Consider the following 23,442-nt stretch of genomic DNA (forward strand, 5'->3'; position numbering starts at 1 on the left):
GCAGGTTACCCCTGGGGCTGACCGATCCCCGCAAGCCGCCGGTGCCGGTCGGCCACGAGCTCATCCGGGCTCATCTGCGCGACCCGCCCCCACTCCTCGCGCAGCACCTCGCGCACGCTCTCGGTCATCGCGTCGTAGTCCCGGTGGGCGCCCCCGAGCGGCTCGGGGATCACGCGATCGACGACCCCCAGGTCGTGCAGCCGCTCGGCCGCCATCTGCATGGCCTCGGCCGCATCCGCGGCCCGCTCGGAACTCTTCCACAGGATCGAGGCGCACCCCTCTGGCGAAATCACCGAATACACCGAGTAGCGCAGCATCAGCAGTCGATTGCCAACGCTGATCGCCAGCGCGCCGCCCGACCCGCCTTCACCGATCACGGTGCAGATCACCGGAACGCGCAGCTGTGCCATCTCGGCCAGATTCCGCGCAATGGCCTCACTCTGTCCGCGCTCTTCGGCGCCGACGCCGGGATAAGCGCCCGGCGTATCGATGAACGTAAAGATCGGCAGACCGAAGCGCTCCGCCATGCGCATCAGCCGAAGCGCCTTGCGATACCCCTCCGGTCGGGGCATGCCGAAATTGCGCCGCACCTTCTCCTTGGTATCCCGCCCCTTCTGCTGCCCGATGACCATCACCGGGCGGCCGTCGAAGCGCGCCAGGCCACCGGCGATGGCGGCATCGTCGGCATAGGCTCGGTCACCGTGAAGCTCCTGGAAATCGGTGAAGATCCGCTCAACGTAGTCGAAGAAGTAGGGGCGCTCGGGATGACGGGCCAGCTGCACGATCTGCCAGGCGCTCAGCGAGGAGAAGATCTTCTCCGTCAGCGAGCGGCTCTTGGCCTCGAGGCGCTGGATCTCCTCGTTAATGTTGACCTCGGAATCCTGGCCGACGTTGCGCAGCTCTTCGATCTTGGCTTCTAGCTCGGCGATCGGCTGCTCGAAATCCAGAAAGTTCTTGGTCATGAGCTCCCCGTTGACCTCTCCGATGGGCGGGCGGATACCACAGGCTAAATGCGTCGTGGGCGTACCTTACCAGAAGCGAAACTCCTGTGGGGACGCCGGCTTGGCCTAACCAAGGCGGCGCCGGTAGACACTGAGCAGCTGCCCCGGCCCGGGTCGCCCTCGGGTGGTGACGATCAGCGTCTCGCGCTCGGCCAGATGGGCACCACACTCGCGCACAAGGGTCTGGTAGACCGCGTGGACCACCCCCGACCCCTCCAGCGCCAGCAGATCGCTTCGCGGGATACGTACCTCGACCCGGCACCCGGCGACGCTGGTCAGCGCCAGCACATACTCCGTCCCCGCCTGCGCGTCCCCTTCCGCTTGGTAGCGCTGGGCGACGCCGTCGGCACCCGCGTCCAACGGGGCGAGCAGCGGATCGGCAAAGGCCGCCGCCATCCGCCGGACCGCTTCCAGCGTCGCCCGTTCCAGGGCATTGTCGCCACTTTCATCGTGCATGCCGCCCCCCGATCCGCATCATCCGACCGATCACCGTCGACGACCGGCCCCAAATGCGGGACAATGCGGGGCCGACAGGCTTGACCGCAACCCCCAAGGCGGAAACGGCAGCATGCGCATCACCACCGTTGTTCACCAGGGCGTCACCCGGGTCGCCATCCACGAACAGGGCGACCGCTGGGCCGTCTCACCCGTCGCGGGTGATCTGGGCGGACACCTGTGCGCCGGCACCTTACCCGAGGCCGGCTACGACTGGCCGCGGGTCACGGCCGAGGCCCTGACGTTCCTGGCTCCGCTGCCGCAGCCACCCCGCAACATCATGTGCCTGGGCCTGAACTACGCCGACCACGCCCGAGAGTCGCAACAGGCCAAGGGTGACGAGCTGGCGCTGCCCGAGGCGCCGGTGGTCTTTACCAAGGCAACGACCACCGTCGCCGGCCCATACGCGGACTTCCTCCTCGACCCAGCCGTCACCCGGGAGTTGGACTGGGAGGTGGAGCTCGGCGTGGTGATCGGCCGGGGTGGCCGGCACATCCCGGAGAGCGAGGCACTACAGCATGTCTTCGGCTATACGGTGATCAACGACCTGTCGGCACGTGACCTGCAATTCCGGCACAAGCAGTTCTTCCTCGGCAAGTCGGTGGACGGCAGCTGCCCGATGGGGCCCTGGATCACCACCGCCGACGCGGTACCCGATCCCCACGGCCTTGCCCTCTCCTGTCAGGTCAACGGCACCACCCAGCAACAGTCGCATACCGGCGAGATGGTCTTCTCCATCCCCGCGGTCATCGCCACGCTCTCGCGGGTCATGACCCTGGTTCCCGGGGATATCATCGCCACCGGCACGCCGGCCGGCGTCGGTTTTGCCCGCACCCCGCCCCGCTTCCTGCAGGCCGGGGACATCGTCACCTGTGAGGTCGAGGGGCTCGGCACCCTGCGCAACCGCATCGTGGCACCGGACCCGTGAGCTAACCCCTGTGAAAGACGACGTGGTTCCCCCAACCACTCCGGCCCCGGCGCTCTCGAGCAGCCTGACGCAGACCCTCTTCCTGCACAGCGAAGACGGGATGCTGATCCTGCGCGATGGGCACTTCATCGCCTGCAACCCGGCGGCTGCCCGCATGCTGGGCTGGGAGGATCCGCAGCAGCTGATCGGCCTGCGCCCGGAGGCCATCTCCTCGCAACTCCAGCCGGACGGATCCTCGGCGGCGGAGCGGGCACAAAACCTGCTCGAGACCGCACTCATCGAGGGCGCCCAACGTTTTGAGTGGGTGCACGTTACCCCGCAGGGCGAACACCTTTGGCTGGAGGTGGTGCTCACCCCGCTGCACCTGGAGGACGAGACCCTCTGCTGCGCCACGCTGCGTGACATCTCTGGGCGCAAGGAGATGGAACGACGCCTGCAGCTGTCGGCCAAGGTCTTCACCGCCACACGGGACGGGATCCTGATCACCGACGCCGAGAGCCGCATCCTCCAGGTCAACGACGCCTTCGCGCGAATGACCGGCTACACCGAGGACGAGCTCATCGGGCTGACGCCGCGGATCCTGCAGTCGGGCCACCACAACGACGACTTCTACCGGGCCATGTGGGAGTCGATCCAACGGGAGGGTAGCTGGTCCGGCGAACTCTGGGACCGCTCCAAGTACGGCACCCTGCAGCCGAAGTGGGTGACCATCAGCCGTGTCACCGGGGCCTACGGCGAAGTCGTCAACTACATTGCCGTCTTTAGCGACCTGACCGAGCTCAAACGTTCCCAGGAGCGGCTGCAGTTCCAGGCCTACCACGATGCGCTCACCGGCCTCGCCAATCGCCTGCTGTTCAAGGACCGCATGGCCCGCGCCCTGGAGCGCTCGCGACAGTCCGGTGAACAGCTAGCCGTGCTGTTCATCGACCTCGACCACTTCAAGGACGTCAACGACAGCCTCGGTCATACCGCCGGCGATCGCGTCCTCCGCCAGGTGGCTCACCGCCTCCAGGCGCGCCTCGGCGCCGATGACACCCTGGCGCGACTGGGTGGCGACGAGTTCAGCATCTGCCTGGCCGAGATCCGCGACCACCGGGACGCTCTCGCCTGCGCTGAGACCGTCCACCAGGAACTGGAACGACCGTTCCAGTACAGCCGCCGCTGGTTCCAGTGCCGGTGTAGCATCGGCATCAGCATGTATCCGGACAACGGCGAGACCGTCGAGGCGCTGGTCCGCAACGCCGACTCGGCGCTGCACAAGGCGAAGGCCGACGGACGCAACACCACGTGCTTCTACGCCGAGGAGCTGACTGAACATGCCCAGCGCCGGCTGGATCTCGCCCAGGAGATGCGTCAGGGCCTGCAGCGCGGTGAACTGGTCCCCTATTTCCAGCACCAGGTCGAGCTGCAGACCGGTCAGATCGTGGGCATCGAAGCCCTGGTCCGCTGGCACCACCCGGACCGGGGGCTACTGGCCCCGGGCGCCTTCATCTCGGTCGCCGAGGAGGTCGGAACCATGGCGGCGCTGGGGGAGGACATCCTCCACCAGGCCTGTCAGCAAGGGCGCACCTGGCTGGACCAGGGACGCGAGTTCGGGCGCATCGCCGTCAACCTGTCCGGGGCCCAGTTCCACAACGGCAACATCGAAAAGACGGTCCTGCGTACGCTGGAGCAGACCGGCCTGCCGGCACGGCACCTGGAGCTGGAGATCACCGAGTCGACCATCATGGATCTCAGCCCCCGCACCCTGGAGCGGCTGGCCGCCCTGCGCCGGGCCGGAGTGTCGCTGAGCATCGACGACTTCGGCACCGGCTACTCGTCCCTGCTCTACCTCAAGCGCCTGCCCATCAACCGGGTCAAGATCGACCGCGGCTTCATCTGGGACATGGAGACCACGCCGGAATCCCGCTCCATCGTGGAGACCATCCTGCAGCTCGCCCATGTCCTCGGGCTTGAGGTGGTGGCCGAGGGGGTCGAGACCCTGCAGCAGCGCGACCAGCTCATCGATGCCGGGTGCCGCGTCGGCCAGGGATTCCTCTGGGCACGGCCGGAGCCCCACCCGCGGCTACGCTGCTGTCGCCCCCAGGCGCCCAACGACCCGCCCTGAGTTCACCACCACAGGGCAACAACCGCGCCCACACCGAGCACCCCCGCGACACCGGCGCCGCCGTAGCAGACCCACCAGGTACCGCGCCCTGCCGGAATCCCGAGATCGCGCAGGGTATGGTAGATGCGGTGAGCGGCGTGGCAGAGCACCAGCCCCAGCGCGAGGGCCACTGGCACCCCCACCACCGGCCGGGCGAACAGCTCGCGGGATGCGTGGTAATCCAGTACCTCGATGCCATGCTCTGCAGCCACGGGCATCACGACGCCGGTCAGCAGGATCAGCGCCGGGGCGAACAGCGCGGCGAGCAGGCCCCCGGCACCGAAGAGCAGCCACAGCGGCGGTTCGTGCGAACGCCTCATCGGACGCCTCCCAGGAGATAGAGCCAAACCCCGCCCGAGAGGGCCACCGAGACCACCCAGGCACCCCGCACGACCGCCCGGTCGGTGGGCCGGCGGCCCCGCCAGCGCAGGACCGGCAGCGTCAGGGGCAGCAACCGGAACCAGGTGACAGCGTGGTAGGCGGCGGCCAACAGAGCGGCCAGGTGGAGGCCGAACAACCAGGGGCTGCCGTGCAGGTCCCGCCACCCCTGGTAGGCGGCTTCCCCAGCAGCAAGGGCCAACAGTCCGGCAAGCAGCCAGAGCGCATAAAGGCCCAGCAGGACGCTGCTGCCTTCGCGCAACAGGTAGCGGCGGTAGGCCGGATGCCGCTCCCACCAACCGCGCATGGTCGGACGGTAGACGCGCGCTCGGCTCATTCCGATCCCTCCTGTCGACGACGACCGGGCCGCAGCCAGTCGAGCAAGTACCGCGCGCTGCTGCCGGGCTTGTTCTGATTGATGGCCCGCGCGGGATCGACCCCCTTGGGGCAGACCTCGGAGCAGTGGCCGACCAGCGTGCAGCCCCAGACCCCCTGTTCGGCATCAACCACCGCGTGCCGCAACTCGCTACCTGCGTCACGGCTGTCCAGGTTGTAGCGCTGGAGTAGCGCCAGGGCCCCGGGGCCGACAAAGTCCGGATGCCAACCGTACTGCGGGCAGGCGGCATAGCAGAGCAGGCAGTTGATGCACTGGGCGTACGCGTAGTAATCCGTCATCTGCTCCGGCGTCTGCCGATAGGTCCCCTCGGCCGCCGTCCGTTCCCCGGCCGGGATCAGGTAGGCGTGCACCGTCTCGAGCTTCTCGAGGAAGTCGCTCTGATCGATGACCAGATCCCGCTGCACGGGGAAGTGGTCCAGTGCCGACACCCACACCGGCCCCGGCGCGTAGTCGCGGAGGAAGACATGGCAGGCCAGCTCGGGTTCGCCGTCGATCATGCAGCCACAGCTACCGCAGATCGCCATGCGACAGGACCAGCGGAAGGTCAGGCTGCCATCGAGGTGATCCTTGATGTACTGCAGCCCCTCGAGCACGGACATATCCGGCGTGTACGGCACGGCATAGCGCTGCCAGCGCGGTTCGGCGTCCTGTTCCGGGTGGAAACGCTGCACCGCCAGAGTGATCCGCTGCGATTCGCTCATGCCTGCGCCTCCCCTTCAGCGCCGTAGGCCCGCCGCCGCGGCGCAGAGCGGGTAACGGTCACCGGCGCATGGTCGATCACGGGGCCCGTCCCGTCACCGGGGTAGGCCAGGGTATGAACCAGATAGCGCTCGTCATCACGCTCGCTATAGGCGTCATCGCGCACGTGGGCGCCGCGGGACTCCTTGCGTGCCCGCGCCGACCAGGCCATCGCCTCAGCCACCTGCAGGCTGGCCCCGAACTCCATCGCAGTCAGCCACTCGGTGTTGTATGTCCGGCTGCGGTCGTCGAGGCGAATGCCGCGTCGCAGGCGCTCGCGCAGCGCCGCCAGCGTCGTGCACGCCTGCTCCAGGCCGGCCTCGTTGCGAAAGATCCCCACCCCCTGTTCCATGGCCCGATTGAGATCCGCGCGCAGCGCAGCGAGCCGCTCGCCCCTGTCGTTGCGCAGCAGTTCAAGCCGCGGCGCCAGGGCCTCGGTAGCGAGCTGCTCCACCACGCGCTGCGGCCGCCGCGGTGCCTCGCGGGCGTACTCGGCGGCCGCCTCTCCTGCCGCCCGGCCGAAGACAAGGAGTTCCGCGAGCGAGTTGGAACCGAGCCGGTTGGCTCCGTGAATCCCGGTGCTGGCGCACTCCCCGGCAGCAAACAGCCCCGACAGGGGGGCGGCACCCCGGACGTCGGTGGGAATCCCCCCCATGGTGTAGTGGACCGCCGGACGGACGGGGATCGGCTCCCGAACCGGATCCACTCCGGCGTAGCGGCGAGCCACCTCGGTGATCATGGGCAGCCGCTCTAGGATGCGGTCCTCGCCCAGGTGGCGTAGATCCAGCTGGACCGCCGTGCCCTGCGGCGTGGGCACGGTCCGGCCCGCCTGGTCCTCGTACCAGAAAGCCTGGGAGAGCCGATCCCGCGGCCCCAGCTCCATGGCTTTCGGACGCGGCCACGGTTCGGTGGGCCCGAGACCGTAGTCCTGCAGATAGCGACGATCATCCCGGTTGGTCAGGACGCCGCCCTCGCCCCGGCACCCTTCCGTGATCAGGATGCCACTGCCGGGCAGCGTGGTGGGGTGCCACTGAACGAACTCCATGTCGCGCAGGGGCACCCCCTGGGCGTGCGCCATGGCCATGCCCTCGCCGGTCACGATGCCGGCGTTGGTGTTCTGCCCGTAGACCCGCCCGGCCCCGCCGGTGGCCAGCACCACCGCCGGTGCGCCGAAGCGCACCGGCTTGCCGCTGGCGATCTCCAAGGCCAGTACGCCACAGACCACCCCGTCGTCGACCAGCAGATCTGAGCAGAAGTATTCGTCGTAGCGCTGAATCCCCGGATAGCGCAGGGAGGTCTGGAACAGCGTATGCAACATGTGGAAGCCGGTCTTGTCGGCAGCGTACCAGCTGCGCTGGGTCGTCATGCCCCCGAAAAACCGGACATGTACCTGGCCGTCCGCCTGTCGGCTCCACGGGCAACCCCACTGTTCGAGACGGACCATCTCGCCAGTGCACTCGGCGACAAAGCGTTCAACCACGTCCTGGTCGCACAGCCAATCCCCCCCGGAGACGGTGTCGTTGAAGTGCCCGTCCAGGCTGTCATCCGCCCGGGCCACACCGGCAGCGCCCCCCTCCGCAGCGACGGTGTGGCTGCGCATGGGCACCACCTTGGAGATCAGCGCGATCCGCAGCCCAGGGTCGCGCTCGGCCGCCGCGATAGCGGCCCGCAACCCGGCCCCGCCGCCACCAACAACAACCAAGTCGCACTCAATGTCTTCGATCGCCTGCAATGCGCCTCCCGGGATCCAGGGCCACGACGGAGGTCCAACCGTCGCGGACGCGGGTGTCACTCCAGATCCAGTGCCGCCATCTGTACCTTGCCGAGCATGGTATCCGCCTGCCGTCGCTCAGCATCGGCCTCCTCAGTGCCCAGCTCCTCGGCCAGTTCCGTGAAGAGTTCGGCGAGCTGCTCAAAGTGAGGCAGGGCCGCCTCGGCGCCCTCGGCGGCGAGCACCGCCATGGCCAGGCGCTCCTGAGCGATCCCGAGAGCCCGGCGCGCCTGCGGTGTGTCCTGCTGCTCGACCAGCGCCCCGCGCACCTCGAGGGCGTGGCGGTAGGTCTCCACCGTCTCGGCCAACCCCTCCACGGCCTCCTGGACCGCACCGCAGCGCTCCAGCGCCAGCGCCCAATCCTGGTAGGCATCCGCGCTCTGCCGCTCGCGGACGATGTCCTCGCGCAGTTCGATCACCTGCCGGTAGTAGGGTAGTGCCACCTCGGCCCCCTCCTCGACCAGCACCCCCTGGCCGTAGCGACCCAGCGCAACGCTCCAGTCCCGAAGCGACTGCGCCGTGGCGTGTTCGGTGGCCAGGGCCTCGGCGAGTTCACACCAAGCCTCGTAGCAGGGCAGTGCGGCACTCGCCCCCTCGGCCTCGAAGAGCGCATCGCCCAGGCGCTCCAGGGTGATCCCCCAGTCGCGGCGCGCGGCATCTCCCCCTTCACCGGCGCTGATCGCTGCATCCAGACAGTCGAGTGCCTCCTGGTAGATCGGGATAGCCGCCTCGGGACCCTCGTCGTCGTAGACGGCATCGCCCTGATCGGCGCGTTCCAGGCCGACGGCAAGCAACTCGGCTGGATCGCCCTCCGTCTCGAGGCCGGCGTGCGGCTGCACATCTAGCTCGACCCCCTCCTCCTCGGGCACCCCGCCCTCGGGAGCCGGGTCGACGATCACCTCGCCGTCCGCCGATGGGGCCACCTCGGCCGGCTCTTCCGCCGGCTCGGGTTCGGCCCGCTCGGGCGCCCCCTCCCCAGCCTCCGCAGCCGTGTCCGCGGGGCGCTCCAAGACGCGCTTGCCGGCCAGCCGGTGCGCTTGGCTACTCGCCGGCCTGCTCCGGGGACCGGCCTTCGCCGTCTTCGAGCGCTTCCCGGACCCCGCCGCGGACGCAGCAGCGCCAGGGCTCTTGCCCTGCTGCCTGCCTCCCGGGCCAGCGCTGCGCCGATCTGCAGCCCCGGTGCGCCGCTCGCTGGTCTCCTGCCGGTCCTCCTGGTACCAGCGGCGGATCGTCTTGGCCGCCGGCTCGTAGGTCCGTGCCAACTCTTGCGGGGTGTGCCCCGCCTCGACCAGTTCGACCAGCTTGCGCCGGAACTCCGGCGAATATTTCGGGCGACCCTCAGCCATGCAGTGCTTTCCTCCGGATCATGCGGATACGGCGAGTCCGTCGACGCGGTTACTCCAGCCCGTTTTCCCGGACGGGTCAAGAACCCTAAGATGATAACGCCGGCACCGCCACGGACCCGACACCCCTGGAGAACGGAAACCCATGCAAGCGCTGCTCTTTGACGTCGATGGCACCCTGGCCGACACCGAAGGCGCGGGCCACCTGCCCGCCTTCAACGCCGCCTTCGAGGCATTCGGCCTTCCCCACCGCTGGGATGAAACCACCTATCGACGCCTCCTGAACGCGGTCCCGGGCGGCCGGGAACGACTGCACGACACCCTGACCCGGGAACCGCCCCCGCCCGGGCACGGCGATATCAATACGCTCGCGCGGCGACTGCACGAGGCCAAGAACCGCCTCTACGCCGAGCGCCTCAGCACCGGCTCCATCCCGCCCCGGCCGGGGATCGAGCGAATCCTTGCCGAAGCGCGAGAGCGGCAGGTGCGCCTGGCCGTGGTCACGACCAGCGCCCGCGCCAACGTCGAGGCCCTGTTCAACGGCGTGCTACCCGCCGAGTTGCAACCGGCCTTCGAGGTCTGCATCTGTGGCGACGACGTCAACGCCAAGAAACCCGACCCCGAGGCCTACCTGCAGGCCCTGCGATCACTGCGGCTCGCGGCCGAGGACTGCCTCGCCGTGGAGGATTCGGTCAACGGGCTGCGCGCCGCCCGCGCGGCCGGGATCCCGACGCTGATCACCCGCAACCGCTGGACCCGGGACGACGCATTCCCGGGTGCCGCAGCGGTCATTGATGACCTGGACCACGGACCCGACGGCACCGCCGTGGGGATCGATGACCTGATCGCCATTCACCGCGAGAGCCGCTAGCGGGGGTACTCGACCCCCACACGGTCATCGACCACCGACTCAAGCCGCTTGATCAGGTCATCGCTGGGCGTCACCGTCCAGTTGCGGCCTAGGACGACGCGCCCCCGGCCCCTTGGGTGGCGGTAATCGACATGGACCGGACTCTCCCCAGCGTAGCTGCTGAGGACCTGGCGCAGCTCGGGCACCAGACCGTTAGCGGCACGAGCCGCGGTTACCGGAATCACCAACCGACCGGCTGCCCGCTCGCGGGCCCGGGCGATGTCCAGCACCTCTTCGCCGGTGATCCGGTACCCGCCACTGAAGTCGTCGTAGTCGAGACTGCCGCGCACCACCAGCAGCGCATCCTTCTCAACGGCATGCCGGTATTTGCCGAACGCCTCGGGGAATAGCACCACTTCGATCCGGCCCGTGCGGTCATCCAGGGTCAGGGTGGCCAGGCGGCCGCCAGTGGAGGTGCTGCGCACCCGCAGCGCGACCACCAGCCCAGCCGCGGTAACCGTCCGGCCTCGGCCCCCATTGCCGTCTCCGCCATTGCCGCCGGCGCCACTGGACAGCCGCTGCAGGCGATCCGTAGCCAGATACGGAAGCTCATGCTCATAACGGTCGATCGGGTGCCCCGTCAGGAATAGACCCAGTGTGGCCTTCTCCGCGGCCAGGCGTTCTTCCTCCGGCCATTCGGGCTGCTCGGCAACCTCTTCGCCCTCGCCACGGGGGGCGATCACCGCCTCTGCAGGGCCACCGAACAGATCGGTCTGCCCGGCGGCCTGGTCGCGCGTCGCCTGCTCGGCAGCCGCCAGCGCCGCCGGGATCTGTGCCATCCCCGTGGCACGGTTGGGGATCAGGCGATCCAGGCTCCCCGAACGACACAGGGCCTCCAGCACGCGACGATTGGCGCGGCCGGTGTCGACCCGGCGGCACAGGTCGAAGATATCCCGGAACGCCCCGTTGGTATCGCGCTCGCTCAGCACCGCATCGAGCGCCGACTCCCCCACCCCCTTGATGGCACCCAGACCGTAGACGATGGTCCGCTCGTCCACCGCCCGGAAGGGCTTGTCACTGCGGTTGACGTCCGGCGGCAGCACCTCCAGCCCCATGGCCCGGGCCTCATCCAGGAAGATCACCACCTTGTCGGTGTTGTCCATGTCCGAGGAGAGCACCGAGGCCATGAACGGCGCCGGGTAGTGACACTTGAGCCAGGCCGTCTGGTAGGAGAGCAGCGCGTAGGCCGCCGAGTGCGACTTGTTGAAGCCGTAGCCGGCGAACTTCTCCATAAGGTCGAAGATGCCGGTGGCATGGTCCTCGGACAGACCCCGGGCCTTGGCCCCTTCCAGGAACTTGGCCCGCTGCTTGGCCATCTCCTCGGGCTTCTTCTTGCCCATGGCGCGGCGCAGCAGATCCGCCTCGCCAAGGCTGTAGCCGGCCAGGACCTGCGCGATGCGCTGCACCTGCTCCTGGTAGAGGATCACCCCGTAAGTAGGCTGGAGGACCGGCACCAGGTCCGGATGGTGCAGCTCGCGGGTTGGGTAACCGGCGACCGCCGAACGGCCATGCTTGCGCTCGACGAAGTCGTCGACCATGCCCGACTGAAGCGGACCGGGCCGAAACAGCGCCACCAGTGCCACGATATCCTCGAAGCTATCGGGCTGAAGGCGCTTGATCAGCTCCTTCATCCCGCGGGATTCCAGCTGGAAGACCGCGGTGGTGGCACAGCGCTTAAGCAGCTCGAAGGTGGCGCCGTCATCCAGGGCGATGGCATCGATATCCAGCGCCGGGTCTCCCCGCTGCTCGAGGATGCGGTTCACCGCCTGGACGGTCCAGTCGATGATGGTCAGCGTGCGCAGACCCAGGAAGTCGAACTTGACCAGACCCACCGCCTCGACGTCGTCCTTGTCGAAGTGGGTGGCCACCTTCCAAGCCTCGGCGTCGTCGCGCTCCTCCGGGTCGCGGTAGAGCGGCGAGAAATCGGTCAGGTCCGTGGGCGCGATGACGACGCCTCCGGCGTGCTTGCCGACGTTGCGCGCCATCCCCTCCAGGCTGCGCGCGGTGTCGATCAACTCGCGGATGTTTTCGTCGTTGTCGTACTCGGCGCGCAGGTCCTCTTCCTGCTCCAGGGCCCTGTCCAGGGTCATGCCGATCTCGAAAGGGATCAGCTTGGCGATCCGGTCCATGTAGCCGAAGGCGTGACCGTAGACCCGGCCCACGTCGCGCACCACGGCCCGGGCCGCCATGGTGCCGTGGGTGGCGATCTGCGAGACCTTCTCGGCGCCGTAGCGGTCCGAGACGTACTCGATGACCTCGTCGCGGCGCTCCATGCAGAAGTCCACGTCGAAGTCGGGCATGGAGACCCGCTCCGGGTTGAGGAAGCGCTCGAAGAGCAGGTCATAGCGCAGGGGGTCGAGGTTGGTGATGCCCAGGGCATAGGCGACCAGCGATCCCGCACCGGAGCCGCGCCCGGGGCCAACCGGGATGTCGTTCTCCCGCGCCCAGCGGATGAAGTCGGCGACGATGAGGAAGTAGCCGGGGAACCCCATCTGCTCGATGACGGCCAGCTCGTGCTCGAGGCGCTGCCGGTAGGTCGCCTCGACCTCGCCGGTATCCTCGTCCTCAGTCAGGCCGCGTTGTTCGAGCCGCTGCGCCAGGCCGCGCTCGGACTCGGCGCGCAGGAACGAGGCCACCGTATGGCCCTCGGGCACCGGAAAGTCCGGGAGATAGTTGGTGTCGAGTTCCAGATCCACGCTGCACCGCTCGGCGATACGCAGGGTGGTCTCGAGCGCCTCGGGCAGATCGGAGAAGCGCTCGGCCATGTCCGCAGCGTCGGCAAAGTACTGCTGTTCCGTGTAGTGGCGTGGCCGGTTGGGGTCGTCCAGGGTACGCCCCTGATGGATGCAGACACGGACCTCATGGGCGTCGTAATCCGCCGGGCGCATGAAGCGCACGTCATTGGTGGCCACCACCGGCACGTCCTCGTCGGCGGCCAGCGCCACCGCGGCATGCAGGTGGCGCTCGTCGCCCGGCCGGCCCAGACGGTGGAGCTCCAGATAGAAGCCGTCCTCGCCGAAGGTCTGCCGGTGCTGCTCGAGGTAGCGCCGCGCGGTGGCCTCATCACCACGCAGCAGGGCCTGACCGATATCCCCCTGGGCCCCGCCGGAGAGGGCCAGCAGCCCGCCGGCATCCGCTTGCAACCACTCCCGCCGGATGACCGGGATATCGCCGCAGGCACCCTCGCGATAAGCGCGGCTGAGCAGCCGCGACAGCGCACGGTAGCCGCCGCGATCCCGGCAGAGCAACGTCATCCGGGCGTAGCCGAGTTCCAAGGTATCGTCCGCCAGCCACACGTCGGCTCCGATGATCGGCTTGACTCCGGCGGCTAGCGCGGCCCGGTAGAACTTGACCATGCCGAACAGGTTGGCCTGATCGGTGATGGCCACCGCCGGCATGCCGGCGTCCCGCGCCGCGGACACCGCCTCCTGAATGCGGACGATGCCGTCGACCAGCGAGAACTCGCTGTGCAGACGCAGATGGACGAAGGACGGTGGGGCTTCACTCATGGTCGCGTCAGGATATCAGGGTCGCGGTGGTCAACGGGTCAGCCAAGCGCGTGCGGTGCGCGCCTCAGCCGCCGAGCATCCTGCGCACCGGGGCAAAGCTGCGCCGGTGCGCGGCGCACGGGCCGAGGCGCTCGAGGGCGTGGCGGTGCTCGGCGGTCCCGTAGCCCTTGTGCCGGGCAAAACCGTATCCCGGGTAGGTCTCCTCGAGCGCCACCATCTCGGCATCACGTAGCGTCTTGGCCAGGATGGATGCCGCCGAGATGCTCGGCTCCAGGGCATCGCCACCGACCACGGCCCGCGCTGGAGCGGGCAAATCCTCCGGCATCTCGCGCCCGTCCACCAGGATTTCGGCGATCCGCGCGGTGCTGGCCACCGACGCCACCGCACGGGACATGGCCAGGAAGGTGGCACGACGGATGTTCAGTGCATCGATCTCGGCGACCTCTGCCCGCCCGATTCCCCAGGCCACGGCCTCGCTGCGGATCAGCCCAGCGGCCTGCTCGCGGCGCCGCGCCGACAGCCGCTTGGAGTCGGTGACACCGGCGATGGGCTCGCGCAGGATGACCGCGGCGGCCACCACCGGCCCGGCCCACGGCCCACGGCCAGCCTCGTCGACACCCACCTGCCACGCGCCGCCGTCGCCGCTCACCGCAGGACCTCCAGAACGGCCTCTGCCGCCCGGGCATCGGCCCCGCGGGCCAGTGAGGCGTGGAGCTCCCGGAAGCGGCGGACCAGCTGTAGCCGGGCCGGGGCCTCATCGAGCCAGTATGCGGCCGCCTCGGCCAGGACCTGCGGCGTGACGTCGCCCTGGAAGTACTCCGGGACCAGGGGCTCGCCGGCAAGCAGATTCGGCTGCGATACCCAAGGGACATGGATCAACCGGCGGATGATCTGATAGCTCAGCGGCGACAGGCGGTACGCCACGACCATCGGACGCTTGGCCAGCATGACCTCCAGGGTTGCCGTGCCCGAGGCGGTCAGGGCCACATCCGCCGCGGTCGCCGCGGTCGCCGTGTCGCCGTCCAGCAGCCGCGTGCGCAGGCGGACCTGGTGCCGATCCACGGCCGCCTCGATCCGCTCGCGCAGCCGCGGTGCGGCCACCGGTATGACAAAGTCCGGCGCATCCGGCCGCTCCGCCAGAAGCGCTGCCGCCCCGAGGAAGGGCTCGAGCAGGCGGTCGATCTCGCTGCCACGGCTACCGGGCAGCAGGGCGACCACCGTGGCGTCCGTATCCAGCCCCAGCCTCCGGCGCGCCGCAACGGTATCCGGCTGCAGCGGGAATCGATCAGCAGCCGGATGACCGACGCAGACCGCGTCGACGCCGCTGTCGGCGTAGAACTGCTCCTCGAAGGGATAGAGGGTCAGCATCCGGTCCACCGAGCGCCGGATGCCCCGCACGCGCCCACGACGCCAGGCCCAGATGGTGGGGCTGACGTAGTGGAGCGTGGGGATCCCGGCCGCACGCAGGCGCCGGGCCAGACCGAGGTTGAAATCGGGCAGATCGACGCCGATGAAGCAATCCGGCGGATCCTCCCGCCAGCGCCGGGCCAGATCAGCGCGCAGGCGAAGAAGCCCCGGCAGATGCCGCACGATCTCGGTCAGCCCCATCAGCGAGAGCCGCTCCATGGGTACCAGCGACTCAAGCCCCTGGGCTGCCATGGCCGGCCCACCAACCCCCTCGAAACGCACACCGGGGCACCGGCCCCGAAGCTCGCTCATCAGGCCGGCGCCGAGGACGTCACCGGAGAGTTCACCGGCGAGAATCGCCACCCTGGGACTGGCCATTGGCGGACCCCCCTGCGCCGGCCGACGGCAGTCTAGCGCAACAGACCGCGCTGGCTGCTGTCGATGAAATCGACCATGCCCTGCACGTCCGCGGAGTGGCCGAGCTGCTGGCACAGCGCCTCGCGCGCATCGTCGAGACGCAGCCCCTGTCGGTAGATCATGCGGTAGGCGCGCTTGATATCCCGGATGCGCTCCCGCGAGAACCCGTGCCGGCGCAGCCCCACCGAGTTGATCCCGTGCGGCACCGCCATCTGTCCGGAGACTGTGACGAACGGCGGTACATCCCGATTGATCCCGCTGCCGAAACCGCAAAAGGCGTAAGGACCGATGCGGCAGAACTGGTGTATTAGCGCGAAGCCGCCCAAGGTGGCGTGATCACCGACATCCACATGCCCGGCCAGCGACGCGGAGTTGGCGAACAGCAGATGGTCGCCCAGCCGGCAGTCGTGGGCAATATGGCAGTACGCCATCAGCCAGTTGTGATCGCCGATGCGGGTCTCGCCCCGCCCCTGCGCGGTGCCGCGGTGGCAGGTGACGAACTCGCGGATGGTATTGCCGTCGCCGATCACCAGTTCCGTGGGCTCGCCCTGATAGCCCTTGTGCTGCGGGGCCTCCCCCAGGGCGGCAAACTGGTAGATGCGGTTATCCCGACCGATGCGGGTCGGCCCCTGGATGACCGCGTGCGGGCCAATCCAGGTCCCCTCGTCGATCTCCACATCCGGCCCGATCACGCTGAAAGGCCCCACCTCGACGTCCTCGCCGAGGCGGGCCTTGGGGTCGACCAGGGCGTTCGGATGGACTCGACTCAAACCGTACGCACCGTGCAGCGGATCTCACACTCGGCCGCCAACTCGCCATCGACACTTCCGCGTGCCTGGAAGATCCAAATCCCCCGAGCCACACGACGCACCGAGACATCGTGTCGAAGCTGATCACCGGGCTGAACCGGCCGCTTGAAGCGCGCCTTGTCGATCCCCACCAGGTAGAGGACGTCGTTGTCCGTGAGGGTGTCCTGAACACTCTTGAACGCGAGCATGCCACAAGCCTGGGCCAGCGACTCGAGGATGAGCACCCCCGGCATTACGGGCTTTTGCGGGAAATGGCCGACGAAGAACGGCTCATTGATGGTGACATTCTTGATGCTGGCCAGATGCTCGTGGGGCTGGAACTCTAGCACCCGGTCGATGAGCAGCATCGGATACCGGTGCGGCAGCAGGTTCATGATGCCTTCGATATCCGTTGCCCCCTGCGCGTCACTCTCGCTCACGCTCACTCCTCCGTCGTCTGATCCGGTTACTCCCGGCGCCGTGCGCCTCGTGCCATCCGCAGGCCGCGGACGACCCCATAAGCGGCAGAGCCTATCACACCGGGCGCTCGGATGAACTCGGCCACCCTCCCCCGGGAGATCACGGATCGACCGGGCGTCCGGGACGGTCCGGGGGCTGCCGCCTTCTGCATCCGGCCCTGCCCGCTTCGCGACAGCCCTAGAATTCCGTCCCGAGCGAGAACTGGAAGGTCTCGGTCTCGTCGTCCCGCGACTCATTTAACGGTTCGGCAAGACTGAATGTCAACGGACCCACCGGCGACATCCAGATCAGGGAGATACCCGCCGCAGCCCGGAGTTCGCCGAGATCCACGCGGTCCAGTCCCTCCGGGATCACGTCCTCAAAGCCGTACTCGTCTTGGCGGGTATTGAAGACCTGCCCGGCGTCGACGAAAGCGGCCATGCGCACCGACTGCGACTCCGGCGTGGGCGGGAAGATCACCTGCGCCTTGGTCAGCACCCGCGCGTTGCCGCCGATCGGATCACCCCCCTCCTCGCGCGGCCCGAGGTAGTTGCCGCGGTAACCGCGGACGGTCCGCACACCGCCGGCGTAGTAGTTCTCGAAGAACGGCAGGCGGTCGGTATCGCCGTAGCCGTCGCCGTAGGAGACCTGCCCCTCCACTGAGAACGTCGTGCGGTCACCGAGCCAGCGCAGCGGCCAGTAGCGCCGGTTCTCGTAGGTGAGCTTGTAGAACTCCAGGTCATCACCGGGGACGGTCCCCTCCAGCGACAGCCGCTGACGCCCGCCAGCGGTGGGGAAGACGCCGCGATCCCGGGTGTCCCGGTTCCACGACAGCCGCGGCTTGATCATAGTGAAGCGATCGTCGCTCTGATCCGCCAGGTAGTCCGTGATCCAGTCAGGGGTATTGGAGCGCTTATCGATGCCGATGCGTTCCAGCCGCAGCCGCGCCGCCAGCCGGTCCACCTCGGTGACCGGCACGCTGTACTCCACCGAGGCGTGCCCTGAGGTCAGGTCGTAGTCGGCCAGGTCGGCGCGACGCGCGCGGGTCTCGCGGTAGCCGGCCGACAACGTTTGGGAGACACCCTCCTGGGTGTGGTAGCGGTCGGTGTACGAGACGTTGTAGATCGTCGAAACGCTGGAGTTGTTCACCGTCATGCTCAGCCGGTCGCCGGTGCCGAGCAGGTTGTCCTGAGAGACGGAGAAGTTGACCAGCAGTCCCTGGACATCGCCGTACCCGACGCCGGCCTGCAGCTGCCCGGTCATGCGCTCCTGGACACTGACATCCACGTCCACCCGATCGTCCTCGCCCGGCACCCGGGGGGTCTCGACGTTGACGAAGTCGAAGAAACCGAGCCGGTTGAGCCGGGTCTGGGAGCGCTCCAGGGCCTCGCTGGACAGTGGCGCCCCCTCAAGCTGGCGAAGTTCGCGCCGGATGACCTCGTCCTGGGTGCGCTGATTGCCGGTGATATTGATCCGCCGCACGTAAACCCGCGCCCCGGGGTCCACCACATAGGTCAGATCGACGACCTGTTCGTCCTCGTCGACCCGCGGGCGCACGTTGACGTTGCTGAAGGCGTACCCCTCCTCCGCCAGTCGCGAACGAATGGCCGAGGAGCCGGCGTTGACGCGGCTGCGCGAATAGAGTTCGCCGGGCTCGGCCGTAATCAGCTCCCGCAGCTCCTCCGGCGGAACCACCAGATGCCCCTGGACGTCGATACTGCCGATCTCGTACTGCTCACCCTCGGCGACATTGACGGCGATATGGACATCGCGCCGGTCGGGGCTGATGGAGACTTGGGTCGAGGTCACGGCGAAGTTCAGGAAGCCACGATCCAGGTAGTACCCGCGCAGGCTCTCCAAGTCGTTAGCGAGCAGATCACGGGCGTAGCGGTGCCGCTGCGACCACGGCGCCCACCAGCGCCGAGCCTGCTGCTCGAACACGCCGCGCAGCTCGCGGTCGGAATAGGCCTCGTTGCCGGTGAAGTGGATCTCGCGGATCTCGGCAACCGGGCCCTCCTCGATGTCGATCCGGATGGCCACCCGGTTGCGCTCCAGCGGCGAGACGGTGCTCTCCACGGAGACATCGTACTTGCCCTGGGCAAAGTACTGCTGGCGCAGTTCCCGCTCGATCTCCGCCAGCTGCGCACGGTTGAAGACCTGCCCTTCGGCCATCCCCGCGCTGCGCAAAGCCTCGCGCAGGTCCTCGGTACGGATCTGCTCGTTGCCCTCGAACTGGAGCCGTGCGATGGACGGCCGCTCCTGCACCCGCACGATCAGGTCATCGCCGTCCCGAGCCAACTCCACGTCGCGGAAGAAGCCGGAGCGGTAGAGTTCACGGATCGCCTCCGCGACCTCGCCGCTGCCCACGCGATCACCGGGCTCGACGGGCAGATAGCTGAAGACCGTGCCTTCGTCAATGCGCTCCAGTCCTTCCACGCGGATCTGCTCGGCGACGAAGGAGTCCGCCCTGGCCGTCGCGACCGTGGCCGTGCCCAGCAGCAGCAGCGCGACAACCGCATTGCGCCCCCAGCGTCGAATCAAAGCGCCCCCTTGTCTACCGTGTGCCGCATCGGGCCGGCTCCTTGTCCGCCTCGTATCGTCGCCGCCGGGCTCAACCACCGAGCAGACGCTCAAAATCGTTGTAGAAGGCCAGTGCCATCAATCCGAGCAGGATGACGATACCCACCTGCTGCCCGATCAACTGCGTCCGTTCCGAGACCGGCTTGCCGCGGATGGCCTCGGTCAAGAAGTAGAGCAGATGGCCACCGTCGAGGATCGGGATGGGCAGCAGGTTGATGATGCCCAGGCTGATGCTGATGACCGCCAGGAAGGTGAGGAACGGCACCACCCCCATGGAGGCGGTATCCCCGGCGAACTGGCCGATGGTCACCGGGCCACCGATATTCTTCAGCGACGCCTCGCCCATGACCATACGCACGAGCATCTTGACGGTCACCACAGTGGTGTCCCAGGTGCGCTCCACGCCGTAGGCGATCCCGGCCACTGGCCCGTGGCGAACCTCCCGTTCCATGCGCTCCTGATACCCCTCGGGGATGGCCGGCCCGACACCGAGCATGCCGACCTCGGCTTCGCCGCGCTCCTGCGCGCCCAGAGTGAGCGTAACCTCGCGGACTTGGCCTTCCCGCTCGTAGGTCAGGGTCACTGGCTCGTTGGCGCGTGGCTCGACCCGTTCAACCAGCTCAAGCCAGGAACCGACCGCCTCGCCGTCGATGGCGCGGATCCGATCCCCCTCGCGCAGGTCCGCCTGCGCTGCCGCCCCACCCTCGGCGAGACGGCCGATGGTCGCCGGCAGATCCGGCGTGTAGGCGCGCAAGCCAATGGTGCCGAGGATATCGGTGGTGTCCTTGAGCCGGGGCTCGGCGCGCAGATTCAGGGAGCGTTCCAACTCGTTGCCGGCCTCATCGCGTACCGTGACCGGGACATCCTCGCGGTTGAACCCGGCATTCATCAGCCCCATAGCCACCCGCTGCCAGGTGGGGGTATCGCGGCTGTCGATGGCCACGATCTCCTCCCCCCGCTCGAAACCGGCCATCTCGGCCGGTGAATCGGTGATGGGCTCGTCGACGATGGGCCGCATTTCGACCATGCCGAGCACCGCCACCAGCCAGTAGGCCACCACCGCGAACAGGAAGTTGGCCGCGGGCCCCGCGGCGACGATGGCCGTGCGCTGTCCCAGGGGGCGATTGTTGAAGGCGCGGTGGCGCTCGGCGGGATCGACCTCGCCCTCGCGCTCATCGAGCATCTGTACGTAACCGCCGAGAGGGATGGCCGACAGGCAGTACTCGATGTGGTCCGGTCCGCGCCCGCGCCAGCTCAGCAGCGGGCGCCCGAAGCCGACCGAGAAGCGGCGCACGCGGACGTTGCACCAGCGCGCGACGAGGTAGTGACCGGCCTCGTGGACCGTCACCAGGATCGCGATGGCGACCAGGAAGGCGATGATGCTCCAGACGATGGTCATAGTCGAATCAGTCCGCGATGCGCCGCACGGCCTCTTCGGCCTGGCGGCGGGCCCGCGCGTCGATCCCACGGGCCGAATCCAGATCCTGGGGGGGCGGTGGGGTTTCCGCCGCCAGGGCCTCCTCGATCACTGGCGCGATGCGGTCGAAACGGAGACGCCCGTCGAGGAAGGCATCCACCGCAATCTCGTTGGCCGCATTGAGCACGGCACAGGCACCGCCGCCGGTACGCAGCGCCTGATAGGCCAGGCGCAGGCACGGGAAACGGCGCTCGTCCACAGCCTCGAAGTCGAGACGACCCGCCGCAGCCAGGTCGACCAGATCGACGCCGGAGGCGATCCGCCCGGGATAGCCCATGGCGTAAGAGATCGGCACCCGCATGTCCGGCGACCCGACCTGCGCCAGGTAGGAACCGTCACGGTAGCCCACCAGCGCATGCACCAGGCTCTGTCGATGAATGACCACATCGACGCACCGAGGTTCCAGGTCGAAGAGGTGGCAGGCCTCGATGACCTCCAGGCCCTTGTTCATCATCGTGGCCGAATCCACGGAGATCTTGCGACCCATGGACCAGTTCGGGTGCGCCACAGCCTCCTCCGGCGTGACCGCAGCCAGGGTGTCGGGATCGCGATCGCGGAACGGGCCGCCGGAGGCGGTGAGCACGATGCGCTCGACCCCCGCCGTGGCATCTGCACCGGCCGGCAGTCCCTGGAAGACCGCGTTGTGCTCGCTATCCACGGGCACGATCCGGGCTCCGAACCGCTTCGCCGTCGCCATGAACAGCTCCCCGGCGACGACCAGTGTCTCCTTGTTGGCCAGCAGGATCCGCTTGCCGGCGCGGCAGGCCGCCAGCGAAGAGGCCAGACCCGCGGCGCCGACCACCGCCGTCACCACGGCGTCCACGTCGCTATCCGCCGCCAGGGCCGCCACACCCTCCTCGCCGGCATCGACCTCGATGTGCTGCAGCCCCTCGTCCCGGAGGCGATGGCGCAGTTCGTCCGCCGCCGCCGCATCGGCAAGGGCCGCGCGTGCTGGACGGTGCTCGCGGCAGATCCGCAGCAACCCCTCCCAGTCCCGGCCGGCGGCCACCGCGTGGACGCCGAACCGTTCCGGATGCCGGGCCGCGACATCCAGGGTGCTCGTGCCGATGGAGCCGGTGGCCCCGAGTACTGCCAGCTGCATCAGATTCCGCTCTGCCACCACGCTAACCCCGCTGCTAGAACCGGCGCCGCCGCAGTCAGGCTGTCGATGCGATCGAGGATCCCGCCGTGCCCCGGCAGGATGCCGCCGCTGTCTTTCACGCCGCGCTGACGCTTGAGCATGCTCTCGAAAAGATCCCCCACCACCGAGGCAACAACGACCGCCACCGTCAGCAGGGCCAGCGCTCCCAGCCCCGGGGCCTGCGGCTGCAGGGCGAGCACCAGCAGCCCGCCTCCGAGCAGCGCAGCGGCACCCCCACCGAGCGCCCCTTCCCAGCTCTTGCCGGGGCTGATCCGCGGTGCCAGCCGGTGGCGGCCCCACGCCCGACCGGTGAAGTAGGCGCCGGTGTCCGCCGCCCAGACCAGCACCAGCAGGAATGTATGCCAGAACGGCCCCCAGGGCGTGCTGCCGTGGAGGTAGACCAACGCCAGCCAGCACGGCCACAGCACCAACCAACCCACCAGGGCAGCCCGCAGGGGCGAAGGCGCCGGGAGGTCACGCCGGCTGTAGAGCAGGAGCCACACCAGGGCCCCGACCCACAGACCGGCCACCGCATAGAGAATACCGCCAGCCGCGACACCGGCTTCCAGAAGCAACCACCCCGGCAGCAGGGTGGCGGCGAACCCGCCCACGATGGCCGCCCTACGCGCCGTGTCCTGAACCCCGATCAACGTGGTCCACTCCCAGGCCGCAAGGGCCGCCGTGGCCCCCAGCAGCACGGCGAGCACCCCGGTGGGGAGCAGCCAGATGGCGGCGAGTAATAGGGGGCCCAACGCCAGTGCCGTCAGCACCCGTGCCTTAAGCATGGCGCACCGACTTCAGCGGACGGGAGGATACGGCGCCAAAGCGGCGATCCCGCCCGGCATAGTCCTCGATGGCGCGGGCTAGCTCCTCGGTGCCGAACTCCGGCCAAAGCGTCTCGGCGAAGTGGAGCTCGGTATAGGCCATCTGCCAGAGCAGGAAGTTGGAGATGCGTCGCTCGCCCCCGGTGCGGATGAACAGATCGGGATCGGCCACATCCGGAAGGGACAGCGCGCCGCGGAAGGCCTCCTCGTCGATGGCCTGCGGATCGACCTCTCCGCGGGCCGCCGACGCCGCCAGGTGGCGGGCCGCCTCGGCGATCTCCCAGCGTCCGCCGTAGCTGGTGGCCACGATCAGATTCAGCCCGGTATTCCCGGCCGTCAGCGTCTCGGCATCGACGAGCCGCCGCTGCAGGGCCTTATTGAATTGCGCCCGATCGCCTATGAAGCTCAGGCGCACCCCGTTCTCGTGGAGCCGCTGCAGCTCCTCATCGAGCGTGGTCCGGAACAGCTCCATCAGCACGCGGACCTCGCCGCGCGGACGACGCCAGTTCTCGCTGCTGAAGGCGAAGAGCGTCAGTGCCTCGAGTTCCAGGCGCCCGCACGCCTCGACCACCTCACGCACCGAGCGCACGCCAGCGCGGTGGCCGGCGTAGCGCGGCTGCCCACGCCGCTGCGCCCACCGCCCATTGCCATCCATGACGATGGCGATGTGGCGCGGTAACTCGACACCGGCTAATCGCTCGGCGATCTGCGCTGGCCCATTCGTCTCCGCCAT

20 protein-coding genes are annotated in these 23,442 nt (G+C 68.5%); 3 read left to right on the forward strand and 17 right to left on the reverse strand.

Translation table 11 applies throughout. The features are described from left to right. Positions 1 to 5 precede the first annotated feature (5 nt). Both LRG07_RS01480 and LRG07_RS01485 read right to left on the reverse strand, forming a co-directional pair. The gene (locus LRG07_RS01480; protein ID WP_201170552.1) at positions 6 to 962 is read right to left on the reverse strand and encodes an acetyl-CoA carboxylase carboxyltransferase subunit alpha; all 957 of its coding nucleotides are present in this window, start codon (positions 960 to 962) and stop codon (positions 6 to 8) included. Positions 963 to 1,067: 105 nt separating this feature from the next. Beyond that, entirely contained in the window at positions 1,068 to 1,457 is a 390-nt protein-coding gene (locus tag LRG07_RS01485) for a hypothetical protein (protein WP_201170554.1), read from the reverse strand. 112 nt (positions 1,458 to 1,569) lie between these two features. On the opposite strand from LRG07_RS01485, the gene LRG07_RS01490 reads away from it, so the two are divergent. Both LRG07_RS01490 and LRG07_RS01495 read left to right on the forward strand, forming a co-directional pair. Then, a complete protein-coding gene (locus tag LRG07_RS01490; RefSeq protein ID WP_201170556.1) occupies positions 1,570 to 2,424 on the forward strand; it encodes a fumarylacetoacetate hydrolase family protein in 855 nt (284 codons plus the stop codon). 10 nt (positions 2,425 to 2,434) lie between these two features. Then, entirely contained in the window at positions 2,435 to 4,531 is a 2,097-nt protein-coding gene (locus tag LRG07_RS01495; protein WP_238641610.1) for a bifunctional diguanylate cyclase/phosphodiesterase, read from the forward strand. Positions 4,532 to 4,533: 2 nt separating this feature from the next. On the opposite strand, the gene frdD is transcribed toward LRG07_RS01495, so the two are convergent. Genes frdD through LRG07_RS01520 form a run of 5 tightly spaced genes read right to left on the reverse strand, consistent with a single transcriptional unit; the run spans position 4,534 to position 9,200 of the window. Beyond that, the gene (gene frdD, locus LRG07_RS01500; RefSeq protein WP_201242622.1) at positions 4,534 to 4,890 is read right to left on the reverse strand and encodes a fumarate reductase subunit FrdD; all 357 of its coding nucleotides are present in this window, start codon (positions 4,888 to 4,890) and stop codon (positions 4,534 to 4,536) included. Further along, positions 4,887 to 5,285, reverse strand: a complete 399-nt coding sequence (locus LRG07_RS01505; RefSeq protein WP_201170565.1) for a fumarate reductase subunit C — start codon at positions 5,283 to 5,285, stop codon at positions 4,887 to 4,889. The genes frdD and LRG07_RS01505 overlap by 4 nt, the downstream gene beginning before the upstream one ends. Then, a complete protein-coding gene (locus LRG07_RS01510; protein ID WP_201170568.1) occupies positions 5,282 to 6,046 on the reverse strand; it encodes a succinate dehydrogenase/fumarate reductase iron-sulfur subunit in 765 nt (254 codons plus the stop codon). Before LRG07_RS01510 ends, LRG07_RS01505 begins: the two co-directional genes overlap by 4 nt. After that, positions 6,043 to 7,815 carry a fumarate reductase (quinol) flavoprotein subunit gene (gene frdA / locus LRG07_RS01515; protein ID WP_238634570.1) on the reverse strand — a complete coding sequence of 591 codons (1,773 nt, stop codon included), beginning with the start codon at positions 7,813 to 7,815 and terminating at the stop codon, positions 6,043 to 6,045. The genes LRG07_RS01510 and frdA overlap by 4 nt, the downstream gene beginning before the upstream one ends. 56 nt (positions 7,816 to 7,871) lie before the next feature. After that, complete coding sequence (locus tag LRG07_RS01520) at positions 7,872 to 9,200, reverse strand: transposase (RefSeq protein ID WP_238634568.1); 1,329 nt, start codon at positions 9,198 to 9,200, stop codon at positions 7,872 to 7,874. 142 nt (positions 9,201 to 9,342) lie between these two features. Between LRG07_RS01520 and LRG07_RS01525 the strand changes: the two genes are divergently transcribed. Then, complete coding sequence (locus LRG07_RS01525) at positions 9,343 to 10,068, forward strand: HAD-IA family hydrolase (RefSeq protein ID WP_201170572.1); 726 nt, start codon at positions 9,343 to 9,345, stop codon at positions 10,066 to 10,068. On the opposite strand, the gene dnaE is transcribed toward LRG07_RS01525, so the two are convergent. The 10 genes from dnaE to uppS all read right to left on the reverse strand — a co-directional run bounded on the left by dnaE (position 10,065) and on the right by uppS (position 23,442). Further along, a complete protein-coding gene (dnaE, locus tag LRG07_RS01530) occupies positions 10,065 to 13,616 on the reverse strand; it encodes a DNA polymerase III subunit alpha (protein ID WP_238634565.1) in 3,552 nt (1,183 codons plus the stop codon). The genes LRG07_RS01525 and dnaE overlap by 4 nt on opposite strands. Before the next feature lie 64 nt (positions 13,617 to 13,680). Then, positions 13,681 to 14,265 carry a ribonuclease HII gene (locus LRG07_RS01535; RefSeq protein ID WP_238641611.1) on the reverse strand — a complete coding sequence of 195 codons (585 nt, stop codon included), beginning with the start codon at positions 14,263 to 14,265 and terminating at the stop codon, positions 13,681 to 13,683. Continuing rightward, positions 14,262 to 15,401 carry a lipid-A-disaccharide synthase gene (gene lpxB, locus LRG07_RS01540; protein ID WP_201242632.1) on the reverse strand — a complete coding sequence of 380 codons (1,140 nt, stop codon included), beginning with the start codon at positions 15,399 to 15,401 and terminating at the stop codon, positions 14,262 to 14,264. Before lpxB ends, LRG07_RS01535 begins: the two co-directional genes overlap by 4 nt. A gap of 32 nt (positions 15,402 to 15,433) precedes the next feature. After that, positions 15,434 to 16,210, reverse strand: coding sequence for an acyl-ACP--UDP-N-acetylglucosamine O-acyltransferase (gene lpxA, locus LRG07_RS01545; RefSeq protein ID WP_201170577.1), 777 nt, complete (start codon positions 16,208 to 16,210; stop codon positions 15,434 to 15,436). Further along, positions 16,207 to 16,668 carry a 3-hydroxyacyl-ACP dehydratase FabZ gene (fabZ, locus tag LRG07_RS01550; protein WP_201170578.1) on the reverse strand — a complete coding sequence of 154 codons (462 nt, stop codon included), beginning with the start codon at positions 16,666 to 16,668 and terminating at the stop codon, positions 16,207 to 16,209. The genes lpxA and fabZ overlap by 4 nt, the downstream gene beginning before the upstream one ends. Positions 16,669 to 16,885: 217 nt before the next feature. Further along, positions 16,886 to 19,228, reverse strand: coding sequence for an outer membrane protein assembly factor BamA (gene bamA, locus LRG07_RS01555; RefSeq protein ID WP_201242634.1), 2,343 nt, complete (start codon positions 19,226 to 19,228; stop codon positions 16,886 to 16,888). A gap of 70 nt (positions 19,229 to 19,298) precedes the next feature. Next, positions 19,299 to 20,666, reverse strand: a complete 1,368-nt coding sequence (gene rseP / locus LRG07_RS01560; protein WP_201242636.1) for an RIP metalloprotease RseP — start codon at positions 20,664 to 20,666, stop codon at positions 19,299 to 19,301. 7 nt (positions 20,667 to 20,673) lie between these two features. Then, positions 20,674 to 21,846 (reverse strand): 1-deoxy-D-xylulose-5-phosphate reductoisomerase, encoded by a 1,173-nt coding sequence (locus LRG07_RS01565; RefSeq protein WP_238641675.1) that lies wholly within the window; start codon positions 21,844 to 21,846, stop codon positions 20,674 to 20,676. Continuing rightward, complete coding sequence (locus LRG07_RS01570) at positions 21,846 to 22,670, reverse strand: phosphatidate cytidylyltransferase (protein WP_201242638.1); 825 nt, start codon at positions 22,668 to 22,670, stop codon at positions 21,846 to 21,848. The genes LRG07_RS01565 and LRG07_RS01570 overlap by 1 nt, the downstream gene beginning before the upstream one ends. After that, complete coding sequence (gene uppS / locus LRG07_RS01575; protein ID WP_201242639.1) at positions 22,663 to 23,442, reverse strand: polyprenyl diphosphate synthase; 780 nt, start codon at positions 23,440 to 23,442, stop codon at positions 22,663 to 22,665. The genes LRG07_RS01570 and uppS overlap by 8 nt, the downstream gene beginning before the upstream one ends.

The organism is Halorhodospira sp. 9622 (genome assembly GCF_022228025.1).
In the GTDB taxonomy this organism is placed as follows: Bacteria; Pseudomonadota; Gammaproteobacteria; order Nitrococcales; family Halorhodospiraceae; genus Halorhodospira; species Halorhodospira halophila_A.

Bases quoted from the DNA above. Each gene is read 5' to 3' on its own strand.
- LRG07_RS01480 (WP_201170552.1), bottom strand. From the start codon at position 962: ATGACCAAGAACTTTCTGGATTTCGAGCAGCCGATCGCCGAGCTAGAA.
- frdD (WP_201242622.1), bottom strand. From the start codon at position 4,890: ATGAGGCGTTCGCACGAACCGCCGCTGTGGCTGCTCTTCGGTGCCGGG.
- LRG07_RS01485 (WP_201170554.1), bottom strand. From the start codon at position 1,457: ATGCACGATGAAAGTGGCGACAATGCCCTGGAACGGGCGACGCTGGAA.
- LRG07_RS01505 (WP_201170565.1), bottom strand. From the start codon at position 5,285: ATGAGCCGAGCGCGCGTCTACCGTCCGACCATGCGCGGTTGGTGGGAG.
- uppS (WP_201242639.1), bottom strand. From the start codon at position 23,442: ATGGCGGAGACGAATGGGCCAGCGCAGATCGCCGAGCGATTAGCCGGT.
- LRG07_RS01565 (WP_238641675.1), bottom strand. From the start codon at position 21,846: ATGCAGCTGGCAGTACTCGGGGCCACCGGCTCCATCGGCACGAGCACC.
- LRG07_RS01490 (WP_201170556.1), top strand. From the start codon at position 1,570: ATGCGCATCACCACCGTTGTTCACCAGGGCGTCACCCGGGTCGCCATC.
- LRG07_RS01525 (WP_201170572.1), top strand. From the start codon at position 9,343: ATGCAAGCGCTGCTCTTTGACGTCGATGGCACCCTGGCCGACACCGAA.
- rseP (WP_201242636.1), bottom strand. From the start codon at position 20,666: ATGACCATCGTCTGGAGCATCATCGCCTTCCTGGTCGCCATCGCGATC.
- LRG07_RS01570 (WP_201242638.1), bottom strand. From the start codon at position 22,670: ATGCTTAAGGCACGGGTGCTGACGGCACTGGCGTTGGGCCCCCTATTA.
- dnaE (WP_238634565.1), bottom strand. From the start codon at position 13,616: ATGAGTGAAGCCCCACCGTCCTTCGTCCATCTGCGTCTGCACAGCGAG.
- lpxB (WP_201242632.1), bottom strand. From the start codon at position 15,401: ATGGCCAGTCCCAGGGTGGCGATTCTCGCCGGTGAACTCTCCGGTGAC.
- LRG07_RS01510 (WP_201170568.1), bottom strand. From the start codon at position 6,046: ATGAGCGAATCGCAGCGGATCACTCTGGCGGTGCAGCGTTTCCACCCG.
- LRG07_RS01520 (WP_238634568.1), bottom strand. From the start codon at position 9,200: ATGGCTGAGGGTCGCCCGAAATATTCGCCGGAGTTCCGGCGCAAGCTG.